This window comes from Streptomyces sp. NPDC005566, from assembly GCF_040605575.1.
In the GTDB taxonomy this organism is placed as follows: Bacteria; Actinomycetota; Actinomycetes; order Streptomycetales; family Streptomycetaceae; genus Streptomyces.
In genome coordinates this window covers 143057-163261 of the sequence record NZ_JBEXDB010000006.1, presented here as the reverse complement: position 1 = coordinate 163261, position 20205 = coordinate 143057, and the positions used below count along the sequence as shown (strand labels likewise).

The window sequence follows — 20205 nt, the reverse complement described above, 5'->3', positions numbered from 1 at the left end:
CCGGCCTTGCGGGTGCTGCTTACCTCCGAGTAACAAGATGATCATGAACCTCTTCAGCCGCAGTTCCACCCTCCGCCGCCCAGCCGCACCGACCGCCCAAGCGGCCCCAACGGCCCCCACAGCCGCGGTGGTGCCGGATCCGGCCCTGGCGGCACTCACCGGAGAATGGATGATCGACCCCGCGCACAGCAGGATCGGGTTCTCCGTGCGGCACGCCATGGTGACGACGGTCCGGGGCTCCTTCGCGGAGTACGAGAGCCGCCTCTACTTCGACGGCCGGAACCCGGCTCGTTCCAGGGCACAGATCGCACTGGCCACCGCGAGCGTCGACACGGGCGTGGAGCAACGCGACGCCCATCTGATCGGCCGCGACTTCCTGGACGCCGCGAGGCACCCGCGGATCACGTTCACCAGCACCGCTGTGCAGATGGCGAGCAAGGAGGTCTACCGCATGACCGGCGACCTCGCCATCAGGGGAATCGCCCGCCCCGTGGTCCTGGACCTCACCTACATCGGTCACGTGACCGACCCCTTCGGGTACGAGCGGGTCGGCTTCGACGGCACCACCACCATCAACCGCTCCGACTGGGGCCTGACCTACAACGCGAGGCTGGCCGAGGGCGGGGCCATGGTGAGCGAGAGGCTCCGCCTCCAGTTCGACATCGCCGCGATCCGGACCACTGACTGACCCCGGAACGTCGCTCCGGGGCCCAAGGCATGAGCCACAACCATGCAGAATGCCCGCGCGACGTCGCCCGTCGGTGTCAGCAGTCCTGACGGCCAACACCCTTTGTGCCCCTAGGTTTTACGATACTCAGCGAGCGCCCCGAACGGCATGGTTCTCTCAGCAAGGCGACCGGATCGTCGATCAAGAGCTACGTCGACGACATGACCGAGCCGAGGATCAGCACGACGGACTCCGAATTCACCTCCGGCGCCAACGGCGTACGCACCGCCCGGCTGGCGGCGACCACCGGGCAGTTGTTTGCCGAGTCGGGTCTCATCGCCCCAGGAGGGGGTACGTAGGTAGGCATGGCAATCGTGAAGCGTCTCGCTCTTGCTCCTCGTGCGGTGCGGCAGCTTCGGCGCGTCCGCTCGGTATACGCGGCGGGAATACTGCTGTCGGCCCTCACCCTGCTCTCCTACAACGATGCGGATGCAGGCGGCCGGCAGGCGGTGGTCGCGGGCGTCTTCCTCGTGGTGTTCGCCGGGCTCCTCGCACTGACCGCGGTGCAGCTGTGGCGGCACGGGCGGACCAAGCATTGCAGTACGGCGAAGAAGCTCACCCGGCTCAGCATCTGAGTGCAGCCGGCGGGCAGGACTCCACCCGCGCGCGGTTCGCCGTCCGCACCCCCGAGCGCCGGTCTGGGGCGATGCCGACTGGCCCGATCCTTACGACCACGCGCGAACGCCCCCGTAGCGCCCTGAACACGAAGGTTCGCAGGACCGACGGCAGCCGGGTGCCCACATCGCGCCAGGGCGGGCCTGTCCGGCCCGTCACGCCAAGGACCGTCAGCCACACAACCTCTGATGGTCACTCGGTGGCCGCTTCCCTGCCGGCTCGGACTTAGAACTGGGCGATCGGCGTAAGGCCCGCTAGGAATTGCAGGTCGTGCCCTGAGGTCCACTCGGATCCACCACCCGCACATCAGTGCCATGCGCGGTGCTTTACGCAGCATTCGCAGCCAAGCCTTCCCGTACTTCGCTGCGCAGTCGGTCTCCGGTGAGGAATCATTCACCTCATGGCTCAGCTCGAAGCGCGCGAATTGCCCCTGCACAAGGTCTTCTGCAGTGACTACGACTTCCGAATCCCGGACTACCAGCGCCCTTACGCGTGGCAGACCGAACAGGCACAGCAACTCCTCGCCGACCTTGAGGAAGCGCTTCTACGAGGCGACGGGGAGCCCTACTTCCTAGGCTCCTTGGTCCTCGTCAAGGACAGTCGCGCCGCCGAAGCCGACGTCATCGACGGTCAGCAGAGACTGACGACCCTGACCATCCTGCTGGCGGTCATGCGCGATCTGGCTCAGCAGCCTGATGTGGTGACCAACCTGGTAGCAATGATCTCCGAGCCCGGGAACACGGTTCTCGGGCTGAAGGCCAAACCCCGGCTCACATTGCGCCCCCGGGACGCCGACTTCTTCCACCAGCACATCCAGACTTCCGGTTCCATCAAGACGCTCCTGGAACTGAACCCCCATAACCTGAGAACCGACGCGCAGAGGGCCGTACAGGCCAACGCCCGGGTTCTGCACGCTGCCCTGTCCGCCTGGACCGACGATCAGCGTCTCGCCCTGTGCACGTTGATGGGCGTCCAGACCTTCCTCGTCGCCGTCAGCACCCCGGATCTGGACAGCGCCCATCGGATCTTCAGCGTCATGAACTCCCGAGGCCTTGATCTTTCGCCTGCCGACATCTTCAAGGCGCAGATCATCGGCGAGATCGACGAACAGGTCTCGGAGACCTACGCCAGGCGGTGGGAAGATGCGGAGGAGAGCCTCGGCCGCGAGGAATTCTCCGACCTCTTCATGCATATCCGCATGATCTTCTCCGGCGAGCGGGCAAGGCTGGAACTGCTCAAGGAGTTCCAGACACAGGTCCTCTCCCACTACAAGGGAGGACGGGCCAAGGAGTTCGTCGACGAGGTGCTCGTTCCCTACGCCGAGGCATCCGCGATGATCCGCGACAAGACGTATGCGGCCGGGGACGGATCGCCTCAAGTCAATGCGTGGTTCCGCCGGCTGCTGCAACTGGACAACAACGACTGGTGGCCGGCCGCGTTGTGGGCGCTTCGGTCCCACGGGGACGATCCCGTATGGCTGGGTTCGTTCCTCCGTTCGCTGGAACGCCTCGCTGCCAGCATGTTCGTCCGGCGCATCTACACCACTCCGCGAGTGCTCCGTTTCGCCGAGCTGCTGACCGAGCTCAACGCGGGCCTCGGCCTGGAGGCCCCGGCCTTCCAGCTCACGGAGGCCGAGCGGACCGAGACTCTGGCCCGTCTCGACGGCGATGTGTACTACGAGCTGAGGACGCGCCGCTTCATCCTTCTCCGGCTGGACGAGTTGGTGGCAGAGGACGACATCGTGGCCACGTACGACGCGCCGCGTATCACGGTCGAGCACGTGCTCCCCCAGAACCCGGGGCCCCAGTCGCAGTGGCGCGCGGACTTCACCGTTGACCAGCGCAAGGAATGGACACACAGGCTCGCCAATCTGGTGCTGCTGAGCCGCACGAAGAACTCCCAGGTCCAGAACCTCGACTTCACGGACAAGAAGGACCGGTACCTCAGGCGAGGTGTCGTCGCCTTCCCGCTGACCACACAGGTACTGGGACAGGACACCTGGACGCCTGAACACCTGGAGAAGCGGCAGACCGAGCTGCTCGGTCTGCTGGCCGAGGAGTGGCGCCTTTGACGGATCGGCGACGCCCTGTACCGCAGCGACCAGGTCCGGATTCTCAGTAGGGAGTCGGCCGGGGCCAGGGACCGCGGTGAGACCTGTGGTCTCCAGATCAGACCCGGGTACTCGGAGAGCGCCCCCTCGGCGTCCGCCCACGGCGAGGGGGTGCCCGACCCGCTCTAAACCCTCGTACGAGGCGCCACGCACGTGCGGTCAGTGAAGATCCACACGCCCTTCGCGCACGTCGCACCCAGCACGCGTCCTTTTTCGCGGAGCCAGGAGTATCGTCCTTGCAGTTCGACGAAATTGTCGTTGGTCACGATCATCGCGCCCGATTCGTCTGCGATGGCTGCCACAAGGGCGTCTCCTTTGCCCTCTGTTCCCCCGGGCGGCTGGATCACGTCGCCCTTACTGATCGCGGCAGTCACTCTCTCCCGCTCGCTCTCCGCAACCTTGTGCCGCAAACTGGCGTCGACCACGACGAGGATCTCCGCTGCGGGGTATTTCTTGGCCAGCGCTGCGCACGCGGCCTCGAGCTGACCGAAACTTGGCCTGTCATCCTCCTCGTACACCCCGGACCGGCGCGGCGAACGACCGATCCACGCGAGGTTGGACCCGTCGACGACAAGAGTGTGCGGGCTCTCCTCTGCGGACGGCTTCCCGCTCGGAGGTGTGGGCACCGGACGGGTACGCGCAGATGACGCCATGGGCGCCGCCGGAGTCGGGTTCGTGTGCAACAAGTCGGCAACTTCTCGATGAACCCCAAGGTCTCTCGCGGAGTGAGAGCCTGGCTCCGGATGATCCCATAGCGGGCTGCGGCGAGCCTCGTCTCGTCCCGATCGCTCAGCCAGTTACTGCGCCCTTGCGCCTCGGTATACACGAGCTGTTCCCCGCCCCTGCGCGTTACCACTGTGAAGGCGCCGTCCACCCCGGCATTGTCGTCGCGATCGAGCGGCATCACTTGGATTTCAACGTTGCGGAACCGGCCGAACTTCAGCAGCTGCGCCAACTGCTGACGCAGAACAGCTCGACCGCCCAACGGGCGTCGCAGAACGGGCTCCTCCACAACAAAGCTCATGAGTGGCGCGGGCCACCGGCTAAAAATCTCCTGCCGCGCCAGGCGCGCAGATACGCGTTGCTCGATGGTGTCCTCGTCGAGCAGCGGTCGTCGCATGGCAAGGACGGCCCGCGTGTACTCCTCGGTCTGCAACAGACCCTTGACCATGTGCGTGTCGTACGCACACAACTCGACCGCCTCAGCCTCCAAGCGCGCCATATCCCGGAAGAACGCCGGATACTGCGACCGAGCCAGCTCCTCCTTCAACGCCAGCAACAGCCCACCGGCCTCCAGTAACCGATCCGCCTTGTCGACGAACTCCGGCTGCGGGATGCGCCGCCCCTGCTCGAACGAGGCCACCGACTGCGCCGCGTACCCCAGCCGCTTCCCGAACTCCACCCGATCGAGCCCCGCCCGCACCCGCAGCAGTTTCAACTGCCGTCCGAACGCGACCGCCACGCCGTTCTCCGACTTGCCCTCCGGCTGCGTCCCCGACGAGGTCACCGCCCCCGCGTCCATGGCCGCCTCGTCCTGCGTCATCGCCACCGCCTGTCCCACGTGCGTACACGCCTCGGCCCATCGCGTACAACCAGCTTGCGTAGGACGGCTCTTCAAGGTCCCGTCCGACCGACGGCTCCAGCCCCCGGAAGGCAGCGCCCGCCCCGGCTCGTCCCACTCGGGCACCGTAACGACCCGCCCTCCCGCACGCACACCATTCCGGCCGCATTCCATCGAAGGAGTGGCCCGACGCTCGACACCCGAGAGCCGAGCGTCGAGCGTCGGAAACGGCTCGTTCACTCGTTAGGAGGAGGCGATCAAGGGCGCTGGCCCGACGCTTGAGCTTCGGGATTCGGGGGTCGGGATGCGAGGTCCGGGATCCGAGCGATGTTGTTCACCCGGTAGGTAAAAGAAGGGTTTTGGGAAAACCTCCCCACCCTCCCAACCCCGTCACGGCCAGCTGATATGACTAAATGTGATCAGCTTGCGGCGCGCCGTCACACCTGCTTACGGTGCCCTCAACGAATCGACCCCGACGCGGTGCGCTAACACCAGGCCGGGGTCTCACCCCAAGATCGACAGGACCCGATCTCGTGGCTACCGAGCACCCTAGCCCTGCCCTCCATGCCCCCGCATCCTCGCGCCCGTACGCGAAAGCCCGCCCCGGCTACGGCAAACGAACCGCGCCAGGACAACGCACGCCCCACGCAGCCGACTTCGCCCTGATGCCGGAGCGCGAGCGGTACATCGCCGGATACGTCGACCGGCTCCCCGACGGTGCGGCCATGGACATCAAGTCACTGGCCAAGAGCCTCCCGCTGTACGGCCAGATGGCCGTCTCCAGCGCGTTGAAGGCCCTCGGAGTGGCCGGACATCTGCGGCGCGTACGTTGCCTGGCCGGCGACGGGGACCAGGTCCGCTGGGTCTCGCGCACCTACTGGTCCCGTACGGCTCGCGACAACGAGTGGTGGGGCGCGTTCCTGGGCACCGAGGGAAGCCACTCCGCGCCGCAAGCGACGCCCGCTGTCCCGCCGCCCAGCGACACCGCCCCGACCTCCTCCCTGCGGGCGACCCCAGCACCAACCACCACACCCGCGCCCACCGCGCCTCCGACGCCACCTGCTCCCGTGCCCGCCTCACCCGCCCTGCCCGAGCAGCGCACCTCGGTGGCACCAGTGGTCGCCACCTCCCCCGCGTACCTGGCCCTGGCCCAACTCGGCCGCAAGGACACGCGCCTGGCTCTCTCCGCAGCAGACTGCCGCGCCCTGGAACCCCTGGCCGCCGAGTGGTTCGCACGCGGTGTGGATGCCGACTACCTCACCCAGGCCCTCACGGCGGGCCTCCCCGCCCAGGTCGACTCCCCCGTCGGCCTCGTACGCCGCCGCCTCACCGACAAACTGCCGCCGCACGCGGCGCCCGGCCCGGCCCCCTCCACGACCGTCGCCCCGAAGCGCCGCCTCCTCGCGGAGTGCACCGAATGCGGCCGCCCCGGCTCGCCCGAAGCGCTCCCCGACGGCCTGTGCCGCCCCTGCCGCACCACCCCGCCGGAGGCGCCCGCCGCTCCAATTGCCGTACGCGACGTCCACGCCCTGGTCAGCCAACTACGCGACCTGACCCACCTGCCCTGACCCGCCGCGATCAACTCGGTGCATTCGTGCCGATCCGCAAGGCGTCGAGCCATAGAATCCGACCGTGAACGCCGACAACGTCTGGCCGTTGGGCGTCCCCGCAGGAGGAGATCGCATGCAGGACCCTTCGGACTCGATGGAGATATCCGAGCCTGAGGAGAGCGGCCGGAGCGATACCACCGGCTCACCCGCGGTGGACGATCCGACATCCGGCCCGGACGTCGACTCGACGCCCACGTCGACGGTCATCGCGGAGGTCCTCCCGGGGATAGCCGTCGTCTGTGGTGAGGTCCCGGCGGAACTCAGGCCCGACCTGATCGACTTCGGGATCGTGCCGGCTGCCGACCGCAGGCAGATCTCCGCAGTCCTCGCCTCGCTGGGCAACGCGGCAATCGTGGCCGGCAACCTCGGAAACGCCTTCGCGAGCGTGCAGGGGCTGTACAGGATCGGCGACACGGCACAGGCCCTACTGAAGAGCGGTGCAACGCTCGCCGTCAAGGACGGCGGGAACCTCGGAACGGTGATGGTTCCTGGCCGCTTCCTGCACCAGGCCCGCTTCTACTCCGTGAATGCGGTGAGCAAGGCACAGACCGCTGCCTCGATCGGGCCGGCGCTGGCCATGATCGGTCTTCAGATGATGCTGAGCGAGGTTTCGGGCCTCGTCAGGAGCAACCTCGCGGCGACAACCCAGGTCCTCACTGCCATCCGCAAGGACCACTGGGCCGAACTGACCGGGCTCGTCACCGCCATTGACCGAGCGGTCGACCAGGCGCGAGAGATCGAATCGGTCCCCACCTCGTTGTGGGAGGACGTCGCGGGCAGTGGAGCGCTGCTGCAGAAGCAGCTGGAGCGGTACCGGGAGAACGTCCACGACCACGTCAGGCAGATCGATCGGTCGGCCGCACGCAATCGCCAGGAGTACCTGCAGACGAACGCCGAGGCGATCGCCTTCGATGCGTACGCTCTCCTGTCCTCACTCAAGGCATGGACCGGTTACCACGCGTTGCGCGCCGCGAGGGCGCGGGCCGCTGGACGAGACGACGCGGCCGAGGCGCAGTACGCCGAGGTCATCGCGCGCGACACCCGCGCGGAGTTCGACTCCTCCCTCGCCGAGGCGACGAGCCTCATCGACTCGCTGACCCGGGAACTGCGCATCATGGCCGAGCTCCCCGGACGCGACACACTGCCACTGCCCGGAAAGCGGAAGGACTCGAAGGCAGCCCGCGAGACCTCTGCCCGCCTCCTGGAGGCGATCGTGCCTCTTGCAGATGCCCTCCGTCCGCCGGCTGCTCCGCTCGAGGCTCCGGACGTCGTCTGCGCGCCTGGCTCGCCGGATATCAAGCCGTACCTCGTCATCCTGCGATGGCTCCTCGAGGACGGTGAGACCCTGCGCGTCCTCGGCTTCCCCGATCAGCTCGACGCTCTCGATCCGGTTTCTGCGATCTTCAGCGGGGCGAAGGAGATGTTCGCAGGAGGGAGGGACAAGGTCGCGGCGAACACCCTGGTCGCCATCACGGACCGCCGCATCATCACGGCCAAGGCCGGCGCATTCCTGGAGCAAGCCGAGATCCGCGAGGCCATCCCGATCGACCAGGTGCGGTACGTCCGCGCAGCGGCCACCCAGGACAAAGGCGCCCGTCCGGCCGTCGACCTCATCACGCGCGACGAGAACATCCGTTGGCTCTTCCACGCCGACACGGACAGCACGCACGTGGACGCGTTCGCCGCCGTACTCGCCGAGTCGATGGCGATCCCGGACGCGGAACGCCACGCACTGCGACAGAGGCGCCACACGGCCATCGAGGCGGACAGCAAGAACGAGAGCACCGACGCGAGCCCCACGGAACCGACCGGATCCGAGGCCGCGACCTCGGACGCAGGATAGGCGCCGAGTCAACTGACCTCGGGCATTTCCACGTGCCCCTCCCGCGTACAGGCCTGCGCACATCACGTACATCGGGGCTGTGACAGTGCGTGACCTCTGGCGACGTTCGGTCATGGCGCATCAGTGTGGAGGAATGACCGACAAGCAGCCGCCTCTCCCCGTACGACAGACGCGGGCACCTCGTACTCGATTTTCCTGGCACCACTTCACGATGCGTTTCAGCTCCACCCCGCGCGGCGCCAGGCTCGCCCGGCGCCTGACCGGTGAACGCCTCGACGCCTGGGGCGTCCCGTACGGGAGTGACGCGCACGATGCGTTGCTGCTGGCCGTCGCCGAGCTCAGCAGCAACGCTGTGCGCCACGGTCACGTGTCCGGCCGGGACTTCCGGCTCCGCCTCTTCGCCGAGGGCACAGCCATCCGCATCGAGGTCACCGACACACGGGGCGAACGCCTCCCCACCCTCACCGACCCGGCCCCGCCCGATCAGGAGGGCGGCCGCGGCCTCCTGTTGGTCACAGCCCTCACCGATCGCTGGGGCTGGTATCCCTGCGCGGACGGGCCGGGCAAGACGGTGTGGGCGGTCCTGGAAGTCTCCCCGTGCTCGGAGCAGCAGGATCCAGACAGTAGGCGATGTCACGTTGCAATCGAAAATCCGTGCGTATGATGATCGTGCGCATGACCACGGGTGAGGACGGGATACCGGAGCAGGAGCGCAGGCGGTCACGGCTGGCGGACCTTGATGACCTATCAGGGCCACCCCTCGATCGAGCGCCCCTTGTGACGTCGGTGGAGGCCGAACAGGACCAGGTGCGTACGGCCCGGCGAGAGTTTGCAGTTCTGTTGGGCGAGTTCCGGCGGACGGCGGTGCTGGTGCCTCTGGACGAGGCCGGTGACCTGTGGTCGGCGGAGCAGAACGGTGTGCGCTGGATCTGCGCCTTCTCGGACGAGGGGGCATTGGCCAGGTTTGCGCTGGCCCGTGGGGATGCCGCGCGTGAGTGGAGGTACCAAGCCGTTCTGGGTGCGCGGTTGCTGGATGTGATGGTGCCTTTGCTGCCGGGGCCGGCAGGAGTGGCGCTGGACGCGGGAAGCACGGACGGCATGTTGTTCCCGCCGGTGGCGGGCATCGTGCCGGACGCAGTCGCGGTGGATCTCGGGGGGACGCAGTGAGCGGGGAAAACGCTGATCTTCAGGTTCCGCCGGAGGCGCTGGCCGCGATCGCGAAGGGGATCAATCTGGCGCACGCGGAGTTGAAGGAACTCGGCATGATCGGGGAAGCGTCGACGGGCCGGGGTTTCTCGGATCTGGCGTTGTCGGGGCTGGAGTTGGGGCATGGCGGACTGACGTCGGAGTTCGAGACGTTCTGCAACCGCTGGGAGTGGGGTGTGCGGGCTCTGACGCAGAAGGGGAACGGTTTCGCCCTCGGGGTCGGCCTGTCCGCGGGCTCTTATGCGGAGCAGGAGCAGTACGTCAAGGATTCGATCAAGATCGGTGTGAACTCCTTGAACGGGAACCCTCATGCGTCCGAGGACGAGGTCAAGGCGATGAGCTGGGACACGATCAGCACGCAGTCGGCGTACGACAACCCGGACTACAGCCGCGAGTCATGGGACGCGGCCCAGGCCGAGGTGAAGCAGACCTGGAAGGACACCACCTATGACGTGGAGGACGCCGCGCTCGACTCCATGGAACGCAACGGGCTGATGGACCCGCAGGTGCGGGATGCGGCGGATGAGCGGCTGCGGGAGCAGTTGGATCCGTCGCAGGAGACGATCGATCAGGCTGAGCAGCCGCGGTGGGGGGAGAGTCGCTGATGGTGGACTGGGGGAAGCTCGGCGGGGATCTCTACGACGGCGCGGGCAAGCTGGTCGACAAGGGCAAGGAGTTCGCCGGCGAGGCGATCGACACGGGCACCGACATTGTCGGCTCCGGCCTGGAGAAGGTCGGTGCGGACCAGTGGGCGGATGCGGTCGAGGACTGGGGGGATGAGACCGCGTCCTCGCTGGGCGCGGAGGTCGGGGAGCAGCAGCTCGGTCAGAGTGAGGAAGCGAACGAGCTGATCCACGGCCGACCGGAGAAGATCAGCGCGGCGGTGAAGAACCTCCGCGACTTCCAGAAGGCCTTCGATCTCGTCGGCGGGGGGATGAAGAAGCTCGACTCCGGTCACTGGAAGGGAGAGGCTGCCGACGCCTTCCGCGCCAAGTTCCAGACGCTGCCCACCGACTGGCTGCGCGCGGCAGATGCGTTCGAGGACGCTGCCACGGCGCTGGAGACGTTCTCCGGGACGGTCACCAGTGCCCAGGCCAAAGCAGGCGAGGCAATAGCCCTGTACAGGGAGGGCAAGCAGGACTACGAGACAGCGGCGGCTGCTTTCAAGGAGAAGGCGGAGGCGTACAACGCGGTCCGCAACACCGATCATCCCCTCCCGCATCCGGGAACGTTCTCCGACCCGGGTGCGGCCAAGCGCCGGCACGCGCAGGAGATTCTTCAGCGCGCCCGGCAGGCACGTAACGACGCGGCCGAGGCAGCCAAGAGCGCGGTCACCGCTGCGATGGCGCACGCGCCGAAGGAGCCCACCGGGCTGGACCGGGCCAAGCAGGAGCTGATCGACTACGGCGTCGGCCAGTCCATGGAGCTGACCCACGTCGTCGGCGGAGCCATCAAGGGCACCGCGGGCCTGGTGAACTTCGTCCGCTCGGTCAACCCGACCGACCCGTACAATCTGACGCACCCGGCCGAGTACTACAAGGGCGTCAACATGACGCTCGCCGGCCTCGTCTCCACCGCTGCCAACCCCGATCGCGCACTGAAGAACGCCTGGGACGCGGCCAAGGGCGACCCCTCCGAATTCATCGGCCGGCTCCTGCCTGAGCTGGTCGGCACCAAGGGCGGGGGCTTCGTCAGGGGTCTCGCTCGCCATGGGCTGAAGGACGGCCTCGAACGCCCCAAGGGCAGTAACCGGCAAGGGCACGAGAAGGCGCCCGACTCGAATGCCAATCAGTGCAGCAAGGTCAAATGTGCCGGAGACCCCGTCGACGTTGCGACCGGGCGCATGCTGCTCCCGCAGACGGACATCGTGCTGCCGGGATCACTACCCCTCGTCTTCGAGCGCGTCTTCGACTCCTCGCACCGCGCCGGCCGCTGGTTCGGCACCGGCTGGTCGAGCACGGTCGACCAGCGTCTGGAAATCGACGCGGAAGGCGTCGTCTTCAGCTGCAACGAGGGCAGCCTGCTCGCCTACCCGCACCCGGCACCCGGCGTCCCCGTCATGCCCACGCACGGCCGGCGCTGGCCCTTGGACAGGGTGCAGGACGGCTACACGATCACGGATCCGGAGACCGGCCAGGTCCGTCACTTCGTCGACCAGCCCACCGGGGAGCTGGCGCTCCTGGCCCAGATCGACGACCGCAACGGCCGCTGGATCGCCTTCGAGTACGACGAGGCGGGTGCTCCGACATCGATCGTGCACCACGGCGGCTACCACCTGAAACTCACCACGCGCGAAGGCAGGGTCACCGCCCTGCACCTGGCAGGCGCCGCCCCCGACGGCACCGACCAGGAGATCCTCCGCTACGGCTACACCGACGGCCACCTCACCGCAGTCACCAACTCATCGGGCAAACCCCTGCGCTTCGACTGCGACGAACTGGGCCGCATCACAGCGTGGACGGACACCAACGGCAGCCGGTACGAGTACGTCTACGACGACCAGGACCGCTGCACGTATCAGTCGGGCACCAACGGACATCTCGAAGCTCACTTCACCTGGGACGACACCGACCCTGCCACCGGCCTGCGTATGACCTCCACGACTGACGGCCTCGGCCACACCAGGCGATATGTGATCAACGAACGATCGCAGGTCGTAGCGGAGATCAACGCCTTGGGAGCAGTCACTCGCTTCGAACACGACCGGTTCCACCGTCTTCTCTCCGTTATAGACCCTCTGGGACATGCCACCCGCTGCACATATGACGAATACGGTCGGCCGACTGTAGTGGAGCGACCGGACGGGGGCTTGTCGAAGGCGCGGTACAACGACCTCGGGCTTCCCGTGCGGATCACCGACGCGGCGGGATTGGTAACGCGTCAGACGTTCGATCAGCAAGGCAACCGCACATCGGTCACCGGCCCCTCCGGGGGTGTGACGTCCTTCTCGTACGACGCGCTGGGGCATCTCGCCTCGGTTACTGACGCCTTGGGGCAAACCTCGCTCGTGGCCTGTGACAGAGCAGGGCTCACCATCGGACTCACCGACCCACTGGGTGCCGTCGACCGGCTCGAACGTGACGCTTTCGGCCGCACGACGAGCATTACTGACGCTGTCGGCGCGACCACGCGTTTCGAATGGACGGTGGAAGGCCAGCTGGAACGCCAGGTTGAGTCGGACGGCAGCGAGCAAAGCTGGATGTTCGACGGTGAAGGCAACTGTCTGGCGCACGTCGACGCGATGGGAAGAATTACCAGGTCCCAGTACGGCGACTTCGATCTCCTCATAGCCCGGACGGAGCCTGACGGGGCGCGTTTCGAGTTCACTCACGATGTCAACTTGCGCTTGACCGAAGTCATCAATCCTCAAGGCCTGCAGTGGCACTACGCGTACGACCCTGCTGGACGTCTCATGTCCGAGTCCGACTTCGACGATCGCATCGTCACATACGCCTACGACTCGTCCAACCAGATGGTCTCGAGGACTAACAGCCTCAACCAGACGATCCGGTTCGAGCACAACAGCCTCGGCAAGGTAGTTCTCAAGGATGCTGACGGTGACACGACTACCCTCGCATACGACGCCTTTGGTGAGCTTGCCATGGCAGTCGGAACCGATGTGACCTTGTCCCGGCTGCGAGACCGGCACGGCCGTCTGCACTCGGAGACGGTGAACGGACGAACGACCACCTACCAATACGACAGACTGGGTCGGCGCGTCGGGAGGACGACTGCCTGCGGCGCTGTGAGTGAGTGGACCTTCGATGCGGCAGGGCGCCGGAACCATCTCACGACGTCCGGACGGGAATTGTCATTCGAGCGAGACCTTGCCGGGCGGGAACTGGTCCGCCACATCAGTGAGACCATCACGCTGACGCACACCTTGGATGCCTCCGGGCGCCTTGCCGTCCAGGACGTCACAGCTCGGGGTAAACGCCTTCAACGCCGCGACTACAGCTACCACGCTGATGGCAGCGTCGCACGAACCGTTGATCAACTCGCCGGCGCAAGAACATACGACCTGGATGCCGTCGGGCGCGTTACAGAGGTGCACGCTGCCAACTGGACGGAGCAGTACGCATACGACGCGGCTGGAAACCAGACGTCAGCAACCTGGTCATCAAGTACTTGGGGCCACGAAGCGACAGGGGCACGTTCTTACCGAGGTACCAGCGTCGAGCGTGCTGGGCGCATTCGCTACATGCACGACGACATGGGGCGAATGATCCTTCGCCAGAAGGCGCGCCTCTCACGTAAACCCGACACCTGGCACTACGAGTGGGATGCCGAGGATCGCCTCATCTCGGTCACCACCCCCGACGGTCAGAAGTGGCGGTACAACTACGACGTGCTCGGGAGGCGCATCGCGAAGCGCCGTGTCGCGGAAGACGGACACACCGTCCTGGAGCAGATTCGGTTCACATGGGACGGCGCCATCCTCTGCGAACAGATCCACGAAGGCGAGGGATTGCCGCATCCTGTCAGCCTCACATGGGATCACGATGGCCTTCGCCCGATATCCCAGACAGAACGCATAATCACTGCAGACGCATCACAAGAAGTAATTGATGAACGATTCTTCGCCATAGTCACCGACCTGGTGGGAACCCCCAGCGAGCTCATCGATGAGTCGGGCACACTCGCATGGCGAAGTCGCCGCACCCTCTGGGGGGCAACTGCGTGGGCAACCAACAGTTCGACGTACACACCACTTCGATTCCCGGGCCAGTACTTCGATCCTGAAACCGGATTGCACTTCAACTTTCATCGTCATTATGATCCGGAAACTGCTCGATACATTTCACCGGATCCACTCGGTCTCATTCCGGCACCCAATCCTGTCACATACGTTCGAAATCCCCTCCTGTGGATTGACCCGCTCGGACTCAAGGCTTGCATCGGGGAGGCCGACCCCGCAAGCCAGGCGGGCAATCTCAGTATGCTTGCCGACAAGATCGCCGCGCACGGCGACATCAACAAGCGAGGAATTCCAGGCATCGACGACTTGGACGTGCCGGAGTACCTCGAAGATATGATGACTGCAAAACCTGGTATTAAAATGAGAGACTCTCCGTCGGGAAACCATCGTTGGGCATGGTGGGACGAAGCGAGCAAGACGATGCTCATCCGCGAGGGATCCAATGGCACCTTCATGCAACCAAGTGACGGCTACAACTATTTCATGCGCCAACTCCAGGAGTAACACCATGAATGAAATTTTGAGACCTCAAGACGGATCATCAGATGCACCCCACACAGACGAAACTTGGTCCCGACTCGCCGAGCCGACAATCAACTGCATCGCTAAGTACGACGCCTATCGACTGGAAATCGAGCTAGAAGGACTTGCCCCCAAAATCCGTGAGAAAATCACGGAACCATTGTATTCCATGAGAATGCTGTTCTCGTCCTGGGAGCATCTCGTGCGCAGGATGGAGTCCGACTGGAAACTGCCGGGACAGTATCCGATCAGCGCCTACATCAATGATCTGGATTCACGTAGCCGGTTGCAGAGTGCCATGGCCACACTGAACGACGAGGCTCAGGCAGAACTGTCCCCTTTGCTGGCAGAGTTGGACAATCGCTTCGTGCACGAGTCGGTGCCTGACGAATCGGGCGAGCTCCGGCCCTGGCTGAAACCGTCCTCAGGTGAAGAGCCGCACGGATTCTGGCTGCGCAAGCCTCATCGGCACCCCTGGTAGGCCGCCGCCCCGCCCGCCGGCGAGGGGGTTGAACTCGTGGAGTCGTAGAGACTGACGGCTCTTTGTTCCGCCCCCTTGTGAATACCGCATTTCCCGGTGATACCGCACAGGCCGTCATCACCCTCTTCCCCGCAGGAAGGAGTTCAGCCCGTGATCGAGGTAAAGTTTTCGGTTCGCGCGGGACAGGGCGAGCCCAGCGGTTTCGACCTCGGAGACATCTTCATCGAGGGAGAATATGGCGCAGCGGGGTCGGGCGGCCTTGTTCCCGATCAAGGAATGATGATCTACCCTTCAGTGACCCTCCTCCTCGACTCCCTCAGGACGCTTTTCACTGGCGAGAAGGAGCGGACTTCCTTCACAGGCACCGAAACGTCGTTCCGAGTCGATTTCAAACTTGACAGGAAGGGACTCGTGTCGGTGTCCAAGAACGGAAAATTGCTCGGGAGGTCAAGCCTTGAGGATCTTTCATATGCAGTCCTCCGCTCAGCCCAAAGCTTTGCTGAAGGTAGCCTTTCTGACCTTCCCGCAGGGGATGCGGTACAAAACGACTATCTCTCCGCTCTACGAGACCTCCATACGACCACGACGCGAAAGCACCAGAGGCGTGATTAACGATCGAATGCCTTCCTGCCCCCATTAAGCTCCCAAGAAAGTGAAAAAGGTGCCAGAAGTATCGGAAACGTGGCTGGCTCGTGAAACCTTCGGGCCTCTAGGGGGAATCATTGAACTCGGTGCAGTAGGTGACTCCGATGAAAATGTTCCGCTCAATCGCGTCTCCGTCGAAAACTACACCGCACGAAAGCACGGCGACTTGCACCGGATCCTACAAATTGTACAGACGGTCGGCAAGTTCCACGAATCAACGATGGCAGTGGTGGATGATTTGGGCTGGCATACCGACCATGAAGTGACTGCACCATCCCTGCTCCTGCGGTCCGGAGGAATTGAGAAATACTCTCCTGACATTGAGGCGCCTGACGCTGTGCATCGAATGCTGGGCGCGGGCGGCGACCTACAATTGGTTCGGTTCATGCATGCTTTGGTCGGCGTAGCCGTAGCCAGGAACCAGCCCGCAGTGCCAACGTCCGAACTGATTGTTGAAGCAATTCAGAAGGCCTACGCTGTGGCCGGTATTCATGAATCCGGCGCGGATCGCACAACATTTCGCATGTGGCGCGTCGCGCATCTCCCGGCTGTTCTGATGCCAAGCTCCGGCTCTTCAGAAACTGTCAAAACTGGCTACAGGTCATTCGCGCATGCCATCGAGCGCATCGTGTCGTCGCACTGACGGCGAACACAGCACCCCCGTTCCGCGGCCGCGCACAAGGACCAAGCTGCGCACGACCAGCCCCGCCTCTGCTCCGGTGACCGGAAAGTGACGTCCCCTCCCTCGCTCCCCACGGCTTCGCTGGACTGGAGATCGCCACCCGGAGAGACTTGTCCCCACGATGTCGGCGCGGGCCGTTTCAAACGCCTCGACCAGCACACGCACACACGGGGGCAAGGTGCCAGACCAGCCGATCGCCGGGCGGTACGAGCTCCTGGAGGAGCTCAACAGCGGCGGCATGGGTGACGTGTGGCGTGGTTACGACGCCGTGCTGGACCGGCCGGTCGCCGTGAAGGTGGTCCGGCGACAGGCCGTTGCCGGCTCCCCGCAGCTGGCCGAGGAATTCGCCAAGCGGTTCAAGCGCGAGGCCCGCATCACCGCGCGCATCCAGCACCCCGGCGTGCCGCAGGTGTTCGACGCGGTGCTTGATGATGCCTATGAACGGCTCTTTCTCGTCATGGAGCTGGTCGACGGGATCCCGCTGTCCGCGTACATCCACCCCGATCGCACGCTGCCCGTCAGTTGGGCCGTGGCTGTCGCGGCCCAGGTCGCCACCGTGTTGTCGTACGCACACGACGTGCCCGTCATCCACCGCGACCTGAAGCCGAGCAACATCCTGGTCGCACGGGACGGGACGGTGAAGGTCCTCGACTTCGGGATCGCAGCCATTCTGCGCACGGACGTCACCAAGCTGACCGCAACCGGCAGCCCCATCGGCACGTACCAGTACATGGCCCCGGAGCAGGTCCGAGGCGGGCGTACCAGCCCGCAGACCGACCTGTACGCGCTCGGCTGCATATTGCACGAACTACTCAGCGGGCGAAGCCTGTTCACCGCCGACAGTGAGTACCTGGTGATGTACCAGCACGTGAACGCCGCGCCAACCCCGTTGCGACTGCTGCGGCCGGACGTGCCGGCGGCTCTGGAGGAGCTGGTCCTCCACCTGCTGCTCAAGGCGCCTGAGGCACGGCCCGCCGACGTACAGGACGTGTACGAGCGGCTTCGGCCCTTCCTGCCGTCGCCCGGCGAGAGGCCTGTGCCCGGTGAGGCGGGGCCGCAGGGAGCACCCGATCCTACGGGCGTCTTCCGTCAGCCGTACGCGCCGCGCGCCCGAGCCGGTGCGGGACGGCCCGTACCCACGACGGTCGATCCGCACGCCGCACCCCCGGTCCCCGTAGCCGTGCCGGAACAGCTCCGCGAAGAGATCGCGGAGGCGTACGCGCACTCCGACGCACTGCTGGACGAGGAGCGGTTCGCTCAGGCCGCCGAGGTGCTGAGCGAGATCATCGAGCCGGCCGCTCGCGCCCTCGGTGCCGAGAACAAGAAGGTCCTGGAGCTCCGGACGCAGCGCGCCGCCATCCGGCTGCTCGGCGGGGAGCACCGGGCGGCGTTGCCCGAGTTCGACGCACTGGCCGACGCGTACGCGCGCACCGGCGGCCACAGCAGCACGCAGGCCCGTGCGTGCCGCGCCCAGGCCGCCCGGTGCCGTGCCGAACTCGGCCAGGTCACCAACGCGCTGGCCGCGCTACAGGGTGTTCTGGACGTTGTCCGAGCGGTGGACGGCGACGTGAGTGAGGAGGCGGTCGAGCTGCGCCGGGACATCGGCATGCTGCTGCTCGCCCAGGGGCTGGCGACCGATGCGCAGCTGATACTCGCACCACTCCACGACGATCTGTGCTTGGTTTTCGGCTCTGCGGACGAAATGACCGAAGAGGTCGCCGAGGCGCTCACTCTGATCAAACTCGACCTCGACGGCCCTGCCTCCTAGATCACCGTCCCTCACGACGTCCTCTGCTGCCCGGAGAGTCCTCCCATGCCCCATCTCGCGTTCGACATCGATTTCTGCGCCCAGCTCAGCAAGCTCCAGGGCTCGGTCAAGCAGGGGGTTTTCGACGCCTGGGAGAAGTTCGAACGCCTCACCCTCGACCAGTTGTTCAAGGACCAGGGGTTGAAGCTGGAAACCCTGAAGCGTGCCCGCGAAACTGCGAGCGGCGAGGCCGTGGCAGTGCTCTGGCGGCTGCCGCCCGCGCCCTGGTGTGGCGCACGATCGAGGAGTTCACCGCTCGCCTGACCGCCGACGGACTGCGCACCTACCTGGGTACGTGTGCGGAGGCAGCCGATCTGCTAGAGAACGGTGGCCCCCGCTACCGGCACGTGGTGGTCGACGAGGCCCAGGACCTGCACCCCACTCAGTGGCGGCTGCTGCGCGCGGCGGCCCCGGCGCGGCCCGACGATCTGTTCATCGCGGGCGACCCGCACCAGCGGATCTACGACACGAAGGTGTCACTCAAGGCGGTCGGCGTCCGGGTCACCGGTCGGTCCACGAAGATGCGCAAGAACTACCGTTCCACGCACGAAATCCTCAGTTGGTCGACCGCCCTCCTTGTCGGCCGGCCCTTCGAGCAGCTTGCGGACGACGCCCGCAACGAGACGCTGCTCGGCTACCGATCGGCCCTGCACGGCAGCGGACCAGAGGTGTTCGGCGGCGAATCGGAGACTACCGAACTCGATGCGCTCGTCTCGCGGATACAGGGCTGGCTCGACGGCGGGATCGCGCCGGCTGAGATCGGAGTCAGCGCCCGGTTCAACAAGAACTGCGACAAAGCGGTGGAGCGACTCGCGGCGGCGGGGATCCCTGCCGCACGGCTGCGGGGCGATGCGATCAGTGACCCCGCCGCCGTGCAGATCGGCACCATGCACTCCTTCAAAGGGCTGGAGTTCCGATGCGTCGCGGTCATCGGGGTGAACGACGGCGCCCTGCCCTACCCGAGGGCCGTCACCGCGGCCGAGGTCGACCGGCTCCAGCACGACGCGGACCTTCTGGCGGAACGCTGCCTGTTGTTCGTCGCCTGCACCCGGGCCAGGGACGGGCTGTACGTCTCCTGGGCCGGCGAGCCGAGCGAGTTCCTCGTGGAAGCCGGGGTGTGAGGTTCACGGCCGTACCGGATAAGGCCGGCGGCACCACCCGCTTCGGTGTCGACGTCGACCCCACCCGACGCCGGATCGCATCAGCGCAGACGACTACGGCATCCGACAGGTCAGCCGGCTCCGCGACCTGACACGTCTGCCCTGACCACCGCACCACCGCACCACCGGCAAAGCCCACGAGGGCCGAGCCTCAGAGGCCGCCCAGCTCGGCTGCGAGGTCGGGATCGCGCATGCCGGGGAAGGCGTAGCCCTCGGTCTCGTCCCACGGAACGTCGAGGTCGTCCATGTGCACGCACCACACCGCGCCTGGCAGGGCCCGGCGCAACTCGGTCACCGAGCCCAGCACATGGTCGAGCACCGGCAGCACCCGACCGGGATCGAGCGGCAGCTTGGTGGCCCCGGCAAGGATCTCGTCGGGTCGGCCGTCGTATCTGTCGTACAGGTACAGGCTTTCCTGGTCCTGATACGGGAAGGACGACATATGGGCGGCGACAATGCGCTCGACAGCGGCCGTCTCCGCACCCGTCCATGGCATAGCCCGGATCGCGCTGTAGTAGAGAGAGACACTCATGGCCC

At 65.8% G+C, this 20205-nt stretch carries 16 protein-coding genes and 2 pseudogenes; 16 read left to right on the top strand and 2 right to left on the bottom strand.

The window, feature by feature from the left end; all coding sequences use genetic code 11:
* The first annotated feature begins 43 nt into the window (after positions 1 to 43).
* The 4 genes from ABZS61_RS11620 (at position 44) to ABZS61_RS11605 (ending at position 3413) form a co-directional block, all read left to right on the top strand.
* Entirely contained in the window at positions 44 to 688 is a 645-nt protein-coding gene (locus tag ABZS61_RS11620; RefSeq protein ID WP_356418071.1) for a YceI family protein, read from the top strand.
* 200 nt (positions 689 to 888) lie between these two features.
* Positions 889 to 1026 carry a hypothetical protein gene (locus tag ABZS61_RS11615; protein WP_356418069.1) on the top strand — a complete coding sequence of 46 codons (138 nt, stop codon included), beginning with the start codon at positions 889 to 891 and terminating at the stop codon, positions 1024 to 1026.
* Positions 1027 to 1032: 6 nt separating this feature from the next.
* Positions 1033 to 1302, top strand: a complete 270-nt coding sequence (locus ABZS61_RS11610) for a hypothetical protein (RefSeq protein WP_356418067.1) — start codon at positions 1033 to 1035, stop codon at positions 1300 to 1302.
* Between the two features lie 440 nt (positions 1303 to 1742).
* Positions 1743 to 3413, top strand: a complete 1671-nt coding sequence (locus tag ABZS61_RS11605; protein WP_356418065.1) for a DUF262 domain-containing protein — start codon at positions 1743 to 1745, stop codon at positions 3411 to 3413.
* A gap of 730 nt (positions 3414 to 4143) precedes the next feature.
* Here ABZS61_RS11605 and ABZS61_RS11600 read toward each other — a convergent pair.
* Positions 4144 to 4995: pseudogene (locus tag ABZS61_RS11600) on the bottom strand (helix-turn-helix transcriptional regulator); the annotation flags it as partial.
* Positions 4996 to 5546: 551 nt separating this feature from the next.
* On the opposite strand from ABZS61_RS11600, the gene ABZS61_RS11595 reads away from it, so the two are divergent.
* The 12 genes and pseudogenes from ABZS61_RS11595 to ABZS61_RS11540 form a co-directional block, all read left to right on the top strand.
* Positions 5547 to 6581, top strand: coding sequence for a MarR family transcriptional regulator (locus ABZS61_RS11595; RefSeq protein WP_356418063.1), 1035 nt, complete (start codon positions 5547 to 5549; stop codon positions 6579 to 6581).
* Between the two features lie 115 nt (positions 6582 to 6696).
* Complete coding sequence (locus ABZS61_RS11590; protein ID WP_356418061.1) at positions 6697 to 8466, top strand: hypothetical protein; 1770 nt, start codon at positions 6697 to 6699, stop codon at positions 8464 to 8466.
* Between the two features lie 211 nt (positions 8467 to 8677).
* The gene (locus ABZS61_RS11585) at positions 8678 to 9130 is read left to right on the top strand and encodes an ATP-binding protein (protein ID WP_356418059.1); all 453 of its coding nucleotides are present in this window, start codon (positions 8678 to 8680) and stop codon (positions 9128 to 9130) included.
* Positions 9127 to 9633: an SseB family protein gene (locus tag ABZS61_RS11580; protein ID WP_356418057.1), complete on the top strand. Its 507-nt coding sequence runs from the start codon at positions 9127 to 9129 to the stop codon at positions 9631 to 9633. The genes ABZS61_RS11585 and ABZS61_RS11580 overlap by 4 nt, the downstream gene beginning before the upstream one ends.
* Positions 9630 to 10277 (top strand): hypothetical protein, encoded by a 648-nt coding sequence (locus ABZS61_RS11575; RefSeq protein ID WP_356418055.1) that lies wholly within the window; start codon positions 9630 to 9632, stop codon positions 10275 to 10277. The genes ABZS61_RS11580 and ABZS61_RS11575 overlap by 4 nt, the downstream gene beginning before the upstream one ends.
* Positions 10277 to 14875, top strand: coding sequence for a putative T7SS-secreted protein (locus tag ABZS61_RS11570; RefSeq protein WP_356418053.1), 4599 nt, complete (start codon positions 10277 to 10279; stop codon positions 14873 to 14875). The genes ABZS61_RS11575 and ABZS61_RS11570 overlap by 1 nt, the downstream gene beginning before the upstream one ends.
* Before the next feature lie 4 nt (positions 14876 to 14879).
* Positions 14880 to 15374, top strand: coding sequence for a hypothetical protein (locus ABZS61_RS11565; RefSeq protein ID WP_356418051.1), 495 nt, complete (start codon positions 14880 to 14882; stop codon positions 15372 to 15374).
* Between the two features lie 150 nt (positions 15375 to 15524).
* Positions 15525 to 15986, top strand: a complete 462-nt coding sequence (locus tag ABZS61_RS11560; protein WP_356418049.1) for a hypothetical protein — start codon at positions 15525 to 15527, stop codon at positions 15984 to 15986.
* Positions 15987 to 16035: 49 nt separating this feature from the next.
* Positions 16036 to 16662 carry a hypothetical protein gene (locus tag ABZS61_RS11555; protein ID WP_356418047.1) on the top strand — a complete coding sequence of 209 codons (627 nt, stop codon included), beginning with the start codon at positions 16036 to 16038 and terminating at the stop codon, positions 16660 to 16662.
* Between the two features lie 217 nt (positions 16663 to 16879).
* Positions 16880 to 18469: a serine/threonine-protein kinase gene (locus ABZS61_RS11550; protein WP_356418045.1), complete on the top strand. Its 1590-nt coding sequence runs from the start codon at positions 16880 to 16882 to the stop codon at positions 18467 to 18469.
* A 45-nt stretch (positions 18470 to 18514) separates the two neighbouring features.
* Complete coding sequence (locus ABZS61_RS11545) at positions 18515 to 18772, top strand: hypothetical protein (protein WP_356418478.1); 258 nt, start codon at positions 18515 to 18517, stop codon at positions 18770 to 18772.
* Positions 18685 to 19629 (top strand): annotated as a pseudogene (locus tag ABZS61_RS11540) (3'-5' exonuclease); the annotation flags it as partial. The gene ABZS61_RS11545 and the pseudogene ABZS61_RS11540, both read left to right, overlap by 88 nt.
* A 190-nt stretch (positions 19630 to 19819) precedes the next feature.
* Here ABZS61_RS11540 and ABZS61_RS11535 read toward each other — a convergent pair.
* Positions 19820 to 20200: a hypothetical protein gene (locus tag ABZS61_RS11535; RefSeq protein WP_356418043.1), complete on the bottom strand. Its 381-nt coding sequence runs from the start codon at positions 20198 to 20200 to the stop codon at positions 19820 to 19822.
* Positions 20201 to 20205: the final 5 nt, after the last annotated feature.